The 17,194-nt window shown below is 39.3% G+C and carries 14 protein-coding genes; all 14 read right to left on the bottom strand.

What is annotated here, in order from left to right; translation table 11 throughout:
• Window positions 1–12: 12 nt before the first annotated feature.
• A complete protein-coding gene (gene truB, locus MHB42_RS05320; RefSeq protein ID WP_340804780.1) occupies window positions 13–924 on the bottom strand; it encodes a tRNA pseudouridine(55) synthase TruB in 912 nt (303 codons plus the stop codon).
• Between the two features lie 77 nt (window positions 925–1,001).
• On the bottom strand, window positions 1,002–1,343 hold the full coding sequence (gene rbfA / locus MHB42_RS05315; RefSeq protein ID WP_004225003.1) for a 30S ribosome-binding factor RbfA: 342 nt from the start codon (window positions 1,341–1,343) through the stop codon (window positions 1,002–1,004).
• 77 nt (window positions 1,344–1,420) lie between these two features.
• On the bottom strand, window positions 1,421–1,699 hold the full coding sequence (locus MHB42_RS05310) for a DUF503 domain-containing protein (protein ID WP_340804777.1): 279 nt from the start codon (window positions 1,697–1,699) through the stop codon (window positions 1,421–1,423).
• The gene (gene infB, locus MHB42_RS05305; RefSeq protein WP_340804776.1) at window positions 1,699–3,960 is read right to left on the bottom strand and encodes a translation initiation factor IF-2; all 2,262 of its coding nucleotides are present in this window, start codon (window positions 3,958–3,960) and stop codon (window positions 1,699–1,701) included. Before infB ends, MHB42_RS05310 begins: the two co-directional genes overlap by 1 nt.
• A gap of 14 nt (window positions 3,961–3,974) precedes the next feature.
• Entirely contained in the window at window positions 3,975–4,283 is a 309-nt protein-coding gene (locus MHB42_RS05300) for a YlxQ family RNA-binding protein (RefSeq protein ID WP_340804775.1), read from the bottom strand.
• Window positions 4,280–4,558, bottom strand: coding sequence for an RNase P modulator RnpM (gene rnpM / locus MHB42_RS05295; RefSeq protein WP_340804774.1), 279 nt, complete (start codon window positions 4,556–4,558; stop codon window positions 4,280–4,282). The genes MHB42_RS05300 and rnpM overlap by 4 nt, the downstream gene beginning before the upstream one ends.
• 136 nt (window positions 4,559–4,694) lie before the next feature.
• The gene (gene nusA / locus MHB42_RS05290) at window positions 4,695–5,834 is read right to left on the bottom strand and encodes a transcription termination factor NusA (RefSeq protein WP_340804773.1); all 1,140 of its coding nucleotides are present in this window, start codon (window positions 5,832–5,834) and stop codon (window positions 4,695–4,697) included.
• Between the two features lie 24 nt (window positions 5,835–5,858).
• Window positions 5,859–6,335: a ribosome maturation factor RimP gene (rimP, locus tag MHB42_RS05285; protein ID WP_340804772.1), complete on the bottom strand. Its 477-nt coding sequence runs from the start codon at window positions 6,333–6,335 to the stop codon at window positions 5,859–5,861.
• A gap of 277 nt (window positions 6,336–6,612) precedes the next feature.
• Window positions 6,613–10,944 (bottom strand): PolC-type DNA polymerase III, encoded by a 4,332-nt coding sequence (locus MHB42_RS05280; RefSeq protein ID WP_340804771.1) that lies wholly within the window; start codon window positions 10,942–10,944, stop codon window positions 6,613–6,615.
• Between the two features lie 258 nt (window positions 10,945–11,202).
• Window positions 11,203–12,909 (bottom strand): proline--tRNA ligase, encoded by a 1,707-nt coding sequence (locus MHB42_RS05275; RefSeq protein ID WP_340804770.1) that lies wholly within the window; start codon window positions 12,907–12,909, stop codon window positions 11,203–11,205.
• Between the two features lie 121 nt (window positions 12,910–13,030).
• A complete protein-coding gene (gene rseP / locus MHB42_RS05270; RefSeq protein ID WP_340804769.1) occupies window positions 13,031–14,293 on the bottom strand; it encodes an RIP metalloprotease RseP in 1,263 nt (420 codons plus the stop codon).
• A 46-nt stretch (window positions 14,294–14,339) separates the two neighbouring features.
• The gene (gene dxr, locus MHB42_RS05265; protein ID WP_340804768.1) at window positions 14,340–15,485 is read right to left on the bottom strand and encodes a 1-deoxy-D-xylulose-5-phosphate reductoisomerase; all 1,146 of its coding nucleotides are present in this window, start codon (window positions 15,483–15,485) and stop codon (window positions 14,340–14,342) included.
• Window positions 15,486–15,546: 61 nt separating this feature from the next.
• Window positions 15,547–16,347 (bottom strand): phosphatidate cytidylyltransferase, encoded by an 801-nt coding sequence (locus MHB42_RS05260; protein WP_340804767.1) that lies wholly within the window; start codon window positions 16,345–16,347, stop codon window positions 15,547–15,549.
• Complete coding sequence (locus MHB42_RS05255; RefSeq protein ID WP_340804766.1) at window positions 16,344–17,138, bottom strand: isoprenyl transferase; 795 nt, start codon at window positions 17,136–17,138, stop codon at window positions 16,344–16,346. Before MHB42_RS05255 ends, MHB42_RS05260 begins: the two co-directional genes overlap by 4 nt.
• Between the last annotated feature and the right edge of the window lie 56 nt (window positions 17,139–17,194).

The raw sequence follows: 17,194 nt of genomic DNA, 5'->3' as shown, positions 1-17,194 counted from the left end.
GCAAAAATCCTCCTACTCTATCATCGGAAACATCTTGTGTGGTTTCATCAGCCCTTCCTTTGTCGGATGAGCTTGATAAACCGCAACTGCCTTTCCATTGATTCCAAACACAATTTTATCATGACTCTTTAATAATGCATCTGCTGGAAGCACTTGTCCATTGAAAATTTCTTTTTCATTGGCGTTCGTAATCTCAATATATGGATAGTCTGCTAATGCATACTCGACAGGTAAAATACAGGTAGCCCCTTGCTCAGCCTCCATTAGCTCAGCAACCTGTGCTAATGTAAAACAGTTATCCTGTGTAAAGGTACCTGAGGCAGTTCGTACGAGTTCCTTCATATGTGCTGGATAGCCAAGCGCCTCACCAATTTGTACAGCTAATGTTCGTATATAGGTCCCTTTACTGCAAGCGATACGGACAGGAAATGTAATCTCTTGCCCCTCATATTGTGCTAGCTCATCAAGAAGCTCTAAATCATAAATTGTGACTTGGCGGGTTGGTCTTTCAACACTTTCGCCTTTTCGCGCATATTCATAGAGGCGCTTCCCATTTACTTTTACTGCTGAAAACATGGGTGGTGTTTGTTCAATAACTCCAGTTAATGAAGCTAAAACCTCTAGCAACTGTTCACGAGAAAATTTTTTTATCGTAAGATTTTCTTCAACAGTTTCACCTTCTGCATCCTCGGTTGTCGTGGTACGACCGATTGAAATAATTGCTTCATAGGTTTTCCCTGCGTCCGTTAAATATTCTGCTATTCGAGTTGCTTGGCCAATACAAATTGGTAGTACGCCCTCAACACCTGGATCAAGTGTACCTGTATGCCCAACTTTTTTTGTCCGCAAAATTTTGCGTAATTTAAAGACACAATCATGGCTCGTCATGCCTCTTTCTTTCCAAAGCGGTAAAATACCGTTCATATAGCTCCTCCCCATCGCTTTCTTTACAAGAAAAAGTCTGCCTGCATGACGATGCATGTGGCAGACTTTTAATCAGCTTATTCTTTGTGTAAATCTCTTAACAATGAATCAATACGATTACCATATTCAATCGATGAATCAAATTCAAAGATTAATTCTGGTGTACGTCGTAGACGAATGCGTGAACCAATTTCTGAGCGAATAAAACCAGAGGCTTTCACTAAAGCTTTCAGTGTTTCCTCACGTTCACGTTCATTGCCTAAAGATGTTATATAAATTGTTGCTTGCTGTAAATCACCTGTTACTTCAACACCTGTAACAGTCACAAAGCCAACACGTGGGTCTTTGATTTTACGGCCAAGAATATCACCAAGCTCCTTTTTCATTTGCTCGGCAACACGGTTTGAACGTAGAGACATAATTTGTCACCTCTATTTCGATGTACAGATAGTTGTATATTCATTCTTTGATTGCTACCACAACTATCTACTATACCTTATAAATAATCTCGCCAGACATTTAGCTGTTCCCATGACGGATTTGACTCTAAGTAGTGGAGCGCATGATTAATTTCTCGTTCAGCCGCCTCTTTCGATGAAGAAACAGCAACAAGTGCTAACTTTGTGCGCTGCCATACATTTTGATGGTCAATTTCCGCAATGGAAACATTAAATTTTTGCTTTGTGCGAGTAAGCATACGCTGTAGGACAGCTCGTTTTTCCTTTAACGAATGGGCAGTTTGAATGATAAATTCAACCTCTGCATAAACAATCATTATACGCGTTTAACTTCTTCCATAATATAGGCTTCAATAATGTCGCCTTCTTTAATATCGTTGAAGTTTGTAATGGTAATACCACATTCGTATCCTTTTGCTACTTCTTTTACTTCATCTTTAAAGCGTTTTAGTGTATCTAATTCACCTTCGAAAATAACAACATTATCACGGATTACACGTACACCAGAATCACGTGTTACTTTTCCTTCTGTTACATATGAACCCGCAATCGTACCAACTTTTGATACTTTAATTGTTTGGCGAACTTCCGCTTGACCGATAATTTTTTCTTCAAACTCAGGATCAAGCATACCTTTCATCGCTTGTTCGATTTCTTCGATTACTTTATAAATAATGCGGTGTAAACGAATATCTACGCCTTCTTCTTCTGCTGCACGTTTGGCATTTGCATCTGGACGTACATTGAAGCCGATAACAATCGCATTAGAAGCGGCTGCAAGTGAAATATCAGATTCCGTAATGGCACCAGCACCTGTGTGAATAATTTTCACATTAACACCTTCTACGTCAATTTTCATTAATGAGGCTGCCATTGCTTCTACAGTACCTTGAACGTCTGCTTTCACAATTAAGTTAAGCTCTTTCATTTCGCCTTGGCTCATTTGCTCAAATAAATTATCAAGTGTTACGCGTTGCTTTTCTGAGCGCTGTGCTTGAATAACTGACATTGCACGTGTTTCCCCAACTTGGCGTGCTGTTTTTTCATCTTCAAAGACAACGAAACGGTCACCAGCTTGTGGTACATCATTTAAACCTGTAATTTCCACTGGTGTAGATGGTCCAGCTTCTTTGACACGACGACCTTTATCGTTGACCATTGCACGTACACGACCGTACGTATGACCAACAACGATTGGATCACCTACTTTTAATGTACCGTCTTGTACTAATAGTGTTGCCACTGAGCCGCGCCCTTTATCAAGCTGAGCTTCAATCACTGTACCAATTGCTAAACGCTCTGGATTTGCTTTAAGCTCGCCAACCTCTGCAACAAGTAAAATCATTTCTAATAATGTATCAATGCCTTCACCTTTTAAAGCAGAAATTGGTACGAAAATTGTGTCACCGCCCCAAGCTTCAGGAACTAAACCATGCTCTGTTAGCTCTTGCATCACACGGTCTGGATTTGCTGACGGTTTATCCATTTTATTCACAGCAACGATAATTGGTACTTCCGCTGCTTTTGCATGATTAATAGCCTCTACTGTTTGTGGCATCACACCATCATCAGCAGCTACTACTAAAATTGTTAAATCGGTTACTTTTGCACCACGTGCACGCATTGTTGTAAATGCAGCGTGTCCTGGTGTATCAAGGAATGTGATTTTTTTATCACCTTCTGTTACTTGATAAGCACCAATATGCTGTGTAATACCGCCAGCTTCGCCAGCAGTTACTTTTGTATGACGAATAGAGTCTAGCAATGTTGTTTTACCATGGTCAACGTGTCCCATAATTGTCACAACTGGCGGACGTTCTGATAATTCTGCCTCGTTTACTTCTTCTGTTTGCTCGAAGTGTGTTTCTAAATCCGTAATATCCACACGGATTTCTTCTTCAACTTCTACACCATAGTCTGCGCAAATTAATTCGATTGCATCCTTATCTAATTCTTGGTTAATCGTTGCCATTACACCAAGCATAAATAGTTTTTTAATAATTTCAGATGGTTCACGGTGCAATTTTTTTGCTAGCTCTGCTACTGATAAGGATTCCACAAACGTAATTTTTTCTGGAAGTTCCTTTTGTTTCACTGGTATAGATGGTTGATGTGTTTTTGGATGGCGACGTTTGCCTCCATGAATTCCTGGTTTTGGACGTTGGTTATAACCACCGCCACCTCTGCGATTATTATTGTTATTTTGTGTCATATTTCTATTTTGATTACCTTTTGTATTCTTAGATTTTTCGTTAGACGAATTTGAATGTTGTTGATTGTTTGCTCTCGGCTTAGAAGCAGCAAATTGTTGCTTTTGGCCTTCCTGCTTCTTTGCCGAATGTTGTGTTTTTGACTGACCAGCTGCTTGAGATTTTTGTGATATATTTTGTGTTTGTTGTTTTGCTACATTTTTCTCAGGTGTTGCTTTAAATGATTTGTCTAACTTTGTCACAGTGTCCTTTTCTAACATAGACATATGATTTGTTACACTCACATTTAATTTATTTAGTGCTTCAATAACCTCTTTACTCGTTTTATTCACTTGTTTCGCATATTCATGAACTCTGATTTTGGTCATCTGCTCACCCCCGATTAGTTTTCGTTGAGTAGACTAGACAATTTACTTGCAAAACCTTTATCGGTAATCGCTAAAGCCACTCGGGCCTCCTTACCTGTAGCATGTCCTAGCTCATATCGATCACCAAATACATGATACTCAACGTTGTAGTACGTGCACTTATCTTGAATTTTCTTACTAGCGTTTTTAGAAGCATCGTTTGCAAGCAGCACTAGCTTGGCATTGCCATTGCGGACTTCCTTCACAACTAGCTCTTCTCCTGAAATCACTTTACGGGCTCTTGCCGCAATCCCAAGCAAATTAAATATTGCTTGATTCATCATAAAATTGACTCCCTACGAATAAGCAAAATAAGCTCCTCATAGATTTCTTCAGGAATTTTCACATCAAGCTGGTGCCCTAATACATTTTTCTTACGCGCGATGTCAACGGCTTCCTCAGATTTCGAAACATAGGCACCACGCCCAGGCTTTTTCCCTGAAACATCTACACTTACTTCGCCCTCTTTTGAGCGAACAACACGTATCATCTCTTTCTTTGGTAGCATTTCTCCAGTCGCTACACATTTCCGAAGAGGTACTTTTCTATTTACAGCCATAAGAATCACCATTCCTCTCTGAAGCTTGTCGTAAGAGGTGGACAAGTCGTGCTCTACTTGACGCTCTGACAGTATTCAGTCGGCGTAGGGGGCCCACTGAATACTGCCAGCTAACTTGTCACACGGGCTTTCTTACTTATTCTTCGTCATCTTGATATAAGTCTACTGCTACTTCATCAAAATCACTGTCTTCATCCTCAGCAGGTATGAATGTGCTTGTAGCAGAAGGATAAATACCTAATTCGCGAGCATCTGTTTCACTCTTAATATCAATTTTCCAGCCAGTCAGCTTCGCAGCTAAACGTGCATTTTGTCCACGCTTACCAATTGCTAGTGATAATTGATAATCTGGTACAACAACTGTTGTTGATTTTTCTTCTTCGTCCACTTGCACATCTAATACTTTTGATGGGCTTAGTGCATTTGCGACAAAGACAACTGGGTCCTCAGACCATTCTACAATATCAATTTTTTCACCATTTAGCTCATTGACAATTGTTTGTACACGCGCACCTTTTGCACCTACACATGAACCAACTGGATCAACTTCTTCATTGTGTGCGTAAACTGAAATTTTAGAACGATCACCCGCTTCACGAGCAATTGATTTAATTTCGACAATGCCCTCATAAATCTCAGGTACTTCCATTTCAAATAAGCGGCGTAGTAAACCTGGATGTGTACGAGATACTATTACTTGTGGTCCACGTGTCGTACGTTCAACTTTTGTAATATATACTTTAATACGATCATGTGGCTGATATGTTTCACCTTGGATTTGTTCATTGACTGGCAATGCTGCTTCTACTTTACCTAAGCCAACATAAATATTGCGAGCATCTAGACGCTCTACAACACCTGTTACGATATCATCTTCACGATCTACATATTGCTCGTAAATTAAACCTCGCTCTGCTTCACGTACACGCTGTGTCACAACTTGCTTTGCCGTTTGTGCAGCAATACGTCCAAAGTTGCGTGGTGTTACTTCTTGCTCGACAATATCTTCTAGCTGATAAGCAGGATTGATAGCTTTGGCATCCTCTAACGAAATTTGTAAACGATCATCCTCTACTTCTTCTACAACGTCCTTACGTGAGAATACACGAATAGAGCCTTTATCTAAATTTAAATCAACTCGAACATTTTGTGCTTGGTTAAAGTTGCGTTTGTAAGCTGTAACTAATGCCGCTTCAATGGCTTCAATTAACACATCTCTTGAAATTCCTTTTTGCTCTTCTAGCGCATTTAGCGCATCTAACAAATCACTACTCATTTTATTTTCACTCCTAAATATGCATTATGCTGAAAAATCGATGGCTAATCGCGCCAAAGCAATTTTTTCCTGTTCAATTGTTACTGTTATTTTACGCGTTTTAATGCGCACATCCATCACCAATGTATGCTTATCGTATGATGTTAAGTAGCCTTGGAATTCCTTCATGTCCTTAACGGGCTCATAGGTTTTTACATAAATAAATTTGCCAATTGCCTTTTCAAAATCAGCATCTTTTTTTAATGGACGCTCTGCTCCAGGTGAAGAAACTTCTAAATAATAGTTTTGCGTAATGGGGTCTTTTTCATCCAATAGTAAACTGAGTCGCTCACTTACTTGAGCACATTGGTCAATGTCAATGCCACCCTCAGGCGTATCAACATATACACGTAAGAACCAATTACGTCCCTCTTTTACGAATTCAATATCCACTAGTTCAAGGTTTAACTCATCCACAATTGGTTTAGCGAGCTCTTCAATTAAAGCTGGTACTTTGCTCATTATTTCCTCCTGTATCTATCAAATTCTACTGAACCATAATAAAACAGAAATTCCACCAGTTGCTGTGGTGAAATTTTACGGTCTTACCTGCTGTTAGTCAAAATTTGTTTTGCTATGGTATAACAACAGAAAAGAGCGGGAATGTCCCACTCTTTTGCTGGAAAAATATCAACAAATTATTACCATTAGAATAGCACAATTCATTACACAATGCAAATTCCTTCATTGCAGAGGAAGAACTTTGTAGAAGGAACAAAATCTAGAACGCCTCTACACATTAGAACAGTGATAGCTGATTGGCATCTGGCATACCTTCTAGACAGCCAAGCTGATCCATATATTCAATCAAGGTTTTAGATACACGACCTCGCTGCTGTAAATCTTCCTTCGATAAAAATTCCCCGTCCTTGCGTGCCTCTACAATTTGCTTCGCTACGTTAGTGCCAAGCCCTGGAATCGCATCGAATGGCGGAATTAATGTATTACCATCAATAATAAATTCACTTGCCTGTGAGCGATATAAATCAACTTTTTGGAAGCTCATCCCACGCTCACACATCTCTAGCGCAATCTCTAGCACGGTTAATAAGTTTTTCTCTTTTGTAGAGGCATCTAAGCCTTTCATATTGATTTCATCAATACGTGCACGAATCATTTGTGAGCCTTGCACCATCGCAATTAAATCAAAATCATCTGCACGCACTGTAAAGTACGCCGCATAATAAAGAATTGGGAAATGCACCTTAAACCAAGCAATACGCACCGCCATTAATACATATGCTGCTGCGTGCGCCTTTGGGAACATGTACTTGATCTTTTTACATGATTCGATATACCAGCCAGGTACCTTATTCGCCAGCATCTCTGCTTCAAATTCCTCTGTTAAGCCTTTTCCTTTTCGTACAGATTCCATTATTTTAAATGCCAGTGATGGCTCTAGCCCTTGGTAAATTAAATACACCATAATATCATCACGACAACCAATTACTTCTTTTAGCACACATGTACCGCTTTGAATTAATTCCTGCGCATTGCCAAGCCATACGTCTGTACCATGTGAGAGTCCTGAAATTTGCACAAGCTCTGAGAATGTAGATGGCTTTGTATCCTCCAGCATTTGACGGACAAATTTAGTCCCAAACTCTGGTATACCTAATGTGCCTGTTTTACAGCCAATTTGCTTTTCTGTCACCCCTAAAGATTCAGGAGAGCTAAAGATTTTCATCACAACAGGGTCATCTGTTGGAATTGTTTTTGGATCAATGCCAGATAAATCCTGCAACATCCTTATGACGGTCGGATCATCGTGTCCAAGTATATCAAGCTTTAAAATATTATCATGAATGGAATGGAAGTCGAAATGGGTTGTCCGCCATTCAGCATCCTGTGCATCCGCAGGGTATTGCACTGGGGAGAAATCGTAAATATCCATATAATCAGGTACAACAATAATGCCCCCTGGATGCTGCCCTGTTGTTCGTTTTACACCTGTACAGCCCTGTACTAAGCGATCAACTTCCGCGCCACGGAAATGTAAATTATGATCACCTGCATAGCCCTTCACATAGCCATATGCTGTTTTCTCTGCAACCGTACCGATTGTTCCCGCACGATACACATAATCCTCACCAAATAGCACCTTTGTATAGTTATGTGCCTGTGGTTGATATTCACCAGAAAAATTCAAATCGATATCAGGCACCTTGTCACCTTTAAAACCAAGGAAGGTTTCGAATGGTATATCCTGTCCATCCTTTTTATAAAGTGTGCCACACTCTGGACAGTCTTTATTAGGTAAGTCAAAGCCTGAGCTAACCGAACCATCATCAAAAAACTCAGAATGCTTACAGTTTGGGCAAATATAATGAGGTGGTAATGGATTGACCTCGGTAATTTCCATAAAGGTTGCGACGAGGGAAGAACCAACAGAACCACGCGAACCTACTAAATAACCGTCCGCCAACGATTTTTTTACCAGCTTGGCAGAAATTAAATAAATTACGCCAAAGCCATGTCCTAAAATCGACTTTAGCTCTTTTTCAATGCGGGCTTTAACGATTTCAGGCAATTCCTCGCCATAAATACGATGCGCCATTTCATAGGTTAAGTTCGTTACTTCATCATCTGAGCCTTCAATTTTTGGTGTATATAAATCATCTTTAATCGGCTTTACATCGCCAATGCTATCAGCAATTTTTTGTGCATTGGTTACAACCACTTCTTTGGCAAGATCAGGTCCTAAGAAATCAAATTCCTTCAGCATTTCATCCGTTGTTCTAAAATGAACCTCAGGTAGCTTTGATCGATTTAAAATATTTGCGCCACCTTGAGAGCCGATCAATATTTGCCTAAACATAGCATCTGTTGGGTCCAAATAATGGACATTGCCTGTTGCCACGACAGGTTTATTAAGCTTTTTCCCTAGCTTGACAAGCTTTCGAATAATATCCTCTAATGTCCATTCATCACGCACGACATTGCGTTCAATCAACGGAGCATAGACCGCTTTTGGCTGCACCTCAATATAATCATAAAATCGAGCAATCTGCTCCGCTTCCTCAGGGGATTTATTCATCATTGTTTCAAATAATTCGCCATTGCTACAGCCTGAGCCGACTAATAGCCCTTCCCGATATTGCTCAAGCACAGCCCTTGTCACACGAGGAACACGATAAAATGTTTTTGTATGAGCATGTGAAACAATTTTAAATAAATTTTTCAAGCCTGCATTATCGACAGCTAAAATTGTACAATGCATTGGTCTGCCCTTTTTATAGGCATCACCACCACCAATATGCTTATTAAAATCATCATGATATTTAATGGCTAGCTGCTCTGCATCTTTTAGCAGTTGTAAAAGTAGGTAGCCTGTTGCCTCTGTATCATAAATAGCTCGGTGATGCTGTGTTAATTCAATATTAAATTTCTTACATAATGTATTTAAACGATGGTTTTTCATTGTTGGATAGAGCAGCCTAGCAAGCTCTAGCGTATCAATAACTGGATGTACGGTTTCTTCAAGCCCATATTTTTTATAGCCTGTATATAAAAAGCCTATATCAAAGGATGCATTATGGGCGACAACAATCGCATCTCCAATAAACGCATGGAACTCTTTAATGACCTGCTCGACCTCTGGTGCATTGCGTACCATATCATCCGTAATACCTGTTAGCTCAATAGTTGTTGCTGACAGTGGATGATGTGGGTTGGCAAAGCTTTCATATTTATCGATAACATGTCCATCCTTAATTTTGACAGCAGCAAGTTCTATAATGGTATCATAAGCTGTTGATAGCCCTGTTGTTTCTACGTCAAAGACAACATAGGTTGCATCTGCTAACAAACGATGCTCTGGGGCATATGCAATTGGAACACCATCGTCCACTAAATTAGCTTCCATCCCATAAATAATCTTGATGCCATGCTTTTTCCCAGCCGCGTATGCTTCAGGGAATGCCTGCACAACAGCATGGTCGGTAATAGCAACTGCTGGATGGCCCCATTTGGCAGCCTGTGCAACGAGTCTGTCAATAGGTGTTACAGCGTCCATTTGACTCATTGGCGTATGCAAATGCAATTCTACTCGCTTCTCACCCTCTGGTGCTAAATCCTGTCTTGTTTGCTTTTTAATCTCATTAATATCATTTGCCATCACAATTAAATCACGAATAAATGTATCTGTTTGGACAGAGCCACGCACCTTAACCCACATGCCTTTTTTCAGATGCTGCATTAATTCTGCATCATCATTGTCACGTGAGAACATCTTGACAATAATTGAATCTGTATAGTCGGTAATTTTTATTTGTAATAATGAGCGTCCGCTTTTCAGTTCTTTAATTTCTGTATCAAAGACAAATCCTTCAATAACGACACGGCGCTCTTCCTCGACAATTCGTTTAATTTCCATAATTTCATCGTCTTTAATATGCATCCCAAGCTGGAATGGTCGATCACCGAGGCTTGCCGCTGCTGGATTATCCTTCTTCTCTTTCTCACGTTTTTGGAAGTCTTCCATCGCTTGCTGTGCAAGAGCCGCTTCCTCCATACGCTTCTGTTCAACAAATGCTTCCTGTGCTGCAAGCATTTCTTCTGATTGCTCCTGCAGGACAAAGTCAAATGCCATACGAGGAAAGCCAAATTGACAATAGCTTTCTGCCAGCTTGTCAGCGTACTTTGTTTTTAGCATCATATATTCCATTTCCTGCATACAGGATAAGGAAATTTTTTGACCATTCCATGTTGGCACTTGCGCAGTCAGACAGCTTTTCAATGTTGGAGCCATTTCATCAATTTGCTCAACAACACTTAACCAATAAGCTTGTACAAGCTCCTCTGTCACATTTTTCTCGATTGTTTCAAATGTTGTATAAATTTGAGCAATCGCTGAAAATTTCTCTGTTAAGCGTGTACGGAAAAGCTGGTATAACGAAAATGGCAGTATATCCTGCAATAAAATGGTAAAATGCCAAAGTCGATTCCTTTTATGAACGGTTAAGCGTGATAATTCACCTGCTTCAAAAAATGACATATAAACATCATCTGTTAATTCTAGTTGCTGCAAGAGCATTCGAAATCTCGATCTTGCCTCTTGTTGCTGTTCCAATCGATCAACACCTACTTTCAGAAAAAAGATTATGTTACTAAGCCCTCTATTCTTTATTCATCTTAAAGCTATGATGAGCATTCAAGAAAAAAATTCGCTTCCTCACTGCGGGTGCTCTTCAAGCTTCACAGATACAAATCTGTTGCTTCTTGCTTAGCTTACCGTCCCGCAGAAGTGTCGCGAATTCTTTACTACTATCTTATCAAAATTTTAGAAAAGCCTCTATTAGAAGCATTGCTCTTTCTCGAAGCTTACTTATTAGTTTTTACGGAAAAATTCATTTAAACGATCAATAACTTCTTCCTTTTTCCATTCAAACGTTTCACCTGTTTGTCGGAATTTCACTTCTACAATACCTTCTGTCGCTTTTTTACCAACGGTTACACGAACAGGTAGGCCAATTAAATCAGCATCTGCAAATTTAACACCTGCACGCTCAGCGCGATCATCCAGCAATACATCATAACGATATGATTTTAATAAACCATATAGCTCATCCGCTAATGCTACCTGTGTTTCATCTTTTGTATTCACAGGCACAACATGAATATCATATGGCGCTAATTGTATTGGCCAAGTAAAGCCGTTATCATCCTGGAATTGCTCTGCTACAGCAGCTAAAATACGTGAAACACCAATGCCGTAACAGCCCATAATAAATGGCTGTGCTTTGCCTTGCTCATCTAAGAAGGTACCATTCATTTTTTCAGAGTAAGTTGTACCTAATTTAAAAATATGCCCAACTTCAATACCTTCTGCAAATTTAATTGTACCTTGTCCATCTGGAGAAGGGTCACCCTCTTGAATAAAGCGAATATCTAAGTAGTCGTTGACAGCAAAATCACGCTCTGGATTCACATTGACTAAATGGAAGCCATCCTCATTTGCGCCAGCAACGCCATTGCGAATTGCCTTCACGGCATTGTCTGCTACTACCTTTACATCCACTGGTAATTTCACTGGACCAATTGAGCCAACACCGCAGCCTAATAACTCGCGAATTGCTGCTTCACTAGCAAGCTCCACAGAATCTGCATTAAGAGCATTTTTTAGTTTAATATCATTAATTTCATGGTCACCACGTGCCAGTACAACAACTAGCTCACCATCAACATCAAAAATTAACGACTTAATAACTTGAGCAGGCTCTACATGTAAGAAAGTGGATACTGCTTCGATTGTTTTTTGCTCTGGTGTTGCTACTTTTTCAATTTCTTTTAAAGCTTCATCAGATGGTTGGTACTCAACAACAACCTCAGCCATTTCAATATTTGCTGCATAATCAGAAGTATCTGAGTACGCAATTGTATCTTCCCCGATTTCAGAAAGTACCATAAATTCATGTGTTCCTTTACCGCCAATCGAACCTGCATCTGCAATAACAGCACGATAGTTTAAGCCGAGGCGGGAGAAAATATTAGAATAAGCACGATACATATCCTCATATGTTTCGTCTAGGCTTTCACGGGAAGCATGGAAGGAATATGCATCCTTCATAATAAATTCTCTGCCACGTAATAAGCCGAAGCGAGGACGTTTTTCATCACGGAATTTCGTTTGAATTTGATACAATGTTAACGGTAATTTTTTATAGGATTTAATTTCATCGCGTACTAAAGTAGTGATGACTTCTTCGTGTGTTGGTCCTAATGCAAAATCACGCTCATGACGGTCTTTTAAACGCATTAATTCTGGGCCGTATTTTTCCCAGCGGCCTGATTCCTGCCAAAGCTCAGCAGATTGTAGTGATGGCATTAATAGCTCAATGGAATTGATGGCTTCCATTTCTTCACGAATAATTGTTTCAATTTTCGTTAATACACGTTTGGCAAGCGGTAAATACGAGTATACCCCACTTGTATTTTGACGAATAAACCCCGCACGTAGTAATTGCTTATGTGATTTGACCTCAGCATCAGCAGGTACTTCACGTAACGTTGGAATAAATGTTTTACTTTGCTTCATTCAGTGTTCCACCTTTTTCATAGATAAGTTATACTCTCCATAGCATAAACAAATTTAGCTTTGAGCGCAATGTTTCATCGAAAATGCACTCAAAGCTATTTGCAAAATATCTAGTTATCGATTAAAAGAAAAATCGTTGTATATCGTTCCATGTCACAACAACCATTAAGATCATTAGTAGCACAATACCAACAAAATGCACAAGTCCTTCTTTTTGGCGGTCAATTGGCTTGCCACGCAAAGCTTCAAAGCCAAAGAATAATAAGCGGCCTCCATCAAGTGCTGGCAATGGCAATAGGTTCATAATCCCTAAGTTAATGCTTAGCATTGCTGCCCAATTCATTAAGTTCATAATCCCATACTGGGCTACTTGCTCTGTTACTTTATAAATACCAACAGGACCTGAAAGTGCATCTATTGTGAACTTACCTGTAATTAGCATACCTAAAAGCTCAAATATTTTTACAGTCATATTATAGGTTTCTTGTGCCCCATAGACAATTGCCTTTAGTGGATTAAATTCCCTTGGGCTCTCATAGCGCACACCGATTTGGCCATATTTTTCGCCATCCTGCTGAATTTCCTTCACCGTCATATTTAAGTTGACAGATTGTCCATCTCGCTCAATTGTTACGGTAATATCTTCATTTGGATGGTCTTGCACGATAGCGGCTAAATCTTGCCATTTTTCAACGGCTTGTCCATCAATCGCTGTCACTTTATCGCCTGCAAGCATGCCTGCCTGTGCAGCTGGATCATTTTCGACAACCTCTGTAATAATTGGCTCATACGTTGGCACACCATGGATTAAACCAATTACTAAATAAATGACAAATGCAAGAATAAAGTTAAACAATGGTCCTGCAAAAATCGTCATGGCACGTTGTCCCACCGTTTTTGCATTGAATTGACGATCCTGTGGCGCAATAACAAGCTCTCGACCATTTTCCACAAGCACACAATCTCTTGCTACTTGATAACGTACTAAGCGCTCTTCTTCATCATAGCCTTCTACAAACAAATCCTTTTCTAAATCAGCACGCTCAACTTCTAAAAATAATAAATCTGGTAATTGCTTATTATTTTGATTGAAAATAATCTTTTGAACAATATTATCTTCATTGACAATTAGCCCTATTCGATAGCCTGGCTGTAATTCTGTGCCATCCATGTCCTCGCCTGCCATACGTACATATCCACCGATAGGCAATAAACGAATGGTATACATGGTTTCCCCATGTGTCTTCCCATAAATTTTAGGACCCATTCCAATGGCAAATTCACGCACTAAAATACCTGCACGTTTGGCAAATAAAAAGTGTCCAAGTTCATGGAAGAAGACGAGCATACCAAATATTAATATAAATGCAATGGCTGTTTGCATAATACCCCACCTTTAAAAGCGTTTAGTTAACGATGTCTTGCTTACGTTATTTTACCATGTCTAACACTATTTTTCTTGTTTCACTGTCCACATGTAATATCGTTTGTAAATCTGGCACTGCAATGTTTTGATGTGCTTGCATCACGCGTTCAATTGTTTCATCAATTTCAAGGAATGTGATTTTCCCTTGTAAAAAGGCTGCAACTGCCGCTTCATTAGCCGCATTCATTGCTGTTAAAATTGTGCCACCTGTACGACCTGCCTCATAAGCTAAGCGCAATGCAGGGTATCGCTCAAAGTCCATTTCTGAGAAATGGAGCTGACCGATCTGTGCTAAATTTAGACGCTGACTATTTTGTAATGGTATACGATCTGGATAGCTTAAAGCATATTGAATCGGCACACGCATATCTGGCGTGCCTAGCTGTGCAATAACACTAGTATCATGATACTCAACAAGGGAGTGAATAATACTTTCTCGATGTAAAAGTACATCGATTTTATCATATGGCATATCAAATAAAACATGTGCTTCAATCACTTCTAGCCCTTTATTCATCATAGTAGCAGAATCTATCGTAATTTTTGCGCCCATCGACCAATTTGGATGATTCAGTGCATCTGCTACTGTTACATGCTTTAATTGTTCACGTGTTTGATCACGGAAGCTACCACCTGAAGCGGTAATAATTAGACGCTCAATATTTTTAGGGTTCTCACCATTCATCGATTGGAATATAGCAGAGTGTTCACTATCAACAGGCAAAATCGTTGCATGATGTTTTTTTGCCTCTGCCATCACTAAATGACCAGCCGTGACAAGTGTTTCTTTATTAGCAATAGCAATTGTTTTGCCCATACGAATCGCTGCTAATGTTGATTCAAGCCCAACACTGCCAAGTACAGCATTGACAAGCACAGTTGAATCTGGATGTGTAGCAACCTCTACAAGCCCTTGTGCACCAAATGTAAATTGAATAGCTGGATAGTCTTTCGCAAGCATTTGTGCATCTTCCTCTAATTGCACAGACACAAGTTCAGGCTGCAATGTGTCAATCATTTCTCGCGTTTTCTCGATATTTTTCCCTGAAGAAAAAGCGACTAATTGAAAAGCATCACGTTGCTCTTTTAAAATATCGTAGGTTTGCCAACCGATTGAACCAGTTGCGCCCAATAAACTAATTTTTTTCACAATATCTTATCCCCTTTTTCTATCTAAGCAAATGTTTAGCAAGCTATCTTTAGACTATGCATTAATTACCAAATAGATGTAAAAAATGCAGAAGGGGCACAACAAATAATAGACTATCAAAACGATCTAAAATACCACCATGCCCTGGTAAAATATTACCTGAATCTTTTACATCAAAATGACGTTTAATAGCGGATTCGACTAAATCCCCCATTTGACCAATAATCGAAGCAAAAATCGTCACAAAAATAAGTGAAATTATGCCATTTGCAAATGGATAAATTAACTGCATCGCAATAGCAAAAATAACAGCAATGACAATTCCACCTATAAAGCCTTCAATCGTTTTCTTTGGTGAAATTTCTGGCCATAGCTTATGTTTCCCTAATTTTCTTCCAACAAAATAAGCGCCTGAATCTGTTGTCCAAACAACTAATAAGCAATAAACAACATATTCTAACCCAATATTTCTTGTTTCGATTAAATAATGGAATCCTAGGCCTACATAAAATGCACCTAATAAAATAAAAGCAACTTCGTCAAAAGTTATTTTATTTTTGACAAGCACTACATAAATAAGCAGCAACATTACAAGTCCATAGACAACCATCAAATTAGATGAATAGCCTATAGTCGCTACTACCTTGTCACTCCAATGCTGTGGTATGACAAGTAGCATTAAGGTTACAAGCCCTAGGAAGCCCGGTACAGAAAAGATTGAAATACCTTTCATTTTAAGTATTTCATAAAAACCGACAATAGCCATTGCTAGCACAAGTATTGTAAATGGTACTTTTCCATAAATGACAAATGGAATAAAAAGTGCTGCTGCAATTATTGCGGTAATAATTCGTTGTTTCAAGTTGTTTCTTCTCCCTTCAACCCACCGTAACGGCGATTACGTTTCTGATAGTTTTCCACCGCTTCCAGTAAGTTTTCCTCACTAAAATCTGGCCACAATGTATCTGTAAACCAAAACTCTGTATAGGCAAGCTGCCATAGCATAAAATTACTTAATCGTACTTCACCACTTGTACGAATTAATAAATCGGGCTCAGGTAAATGGGCTGTCATTAAATGAGATGTTAAACATTCTTCTGTTATGTCCTGCATTGTTAATTGACCATCCTGCACCTTTTGAAGCATTATTTTCATCGCATTTACCATTTCAGAACGGCTGCCATAATTTAACGCAAAATTTAAAATAAGCCCTGTATTATGCTTCGTTTCTTCCATTGCCTCATATAATGCCTTTTGTGTATGAGCAGGCAATAAAGATGGATCGCCAATCATTTCAACACGTACATTGCGTTCCATCATTTCAGGTAAAAAGGAACCTAAAAATTCGACAGGTAGGCGCATCAAAAAATCGACCTCAGGCTTTGGTCGTTTCCAATTCTCTGTAGAAAATGCGTACACTGTTAATACTTTAATACCTAAGTCAGATGCAAACCTTGTGACCTTACGTACGGTCTTCATGCCTTCATGATGACCAGCAACACGTGGCATAGCTCTTTTCTTTGCCCAACGTCCATTTCCGTCCATAATAATCGCTACATGGGCAGGAATCGGCTCGCTTTTAGTAAGGGCAACACGCTCCTCCAATGATAGTGTATCCTTATTTATTTGTTTACCTAATAGCTTTTTAAACATGCTAACTCCCCCACTACAACTAATCGGACGTATACTAACCTATCATAACAAACAAA

The organism is Lysinibacillus sp. FSL K6-0232, from assembly GCF_038008325.1.
In the GTDB taxonomy this organism is placed as follows: Bacteria; Bacillota; Bacilli; order Bacillales_A; family Planococcaceae; genus Lysinibacillus.
Note: the sequence above shows the minus strand (reverse complement) of the source record. Positions and strands in the feature narration are given on the sequence as shown.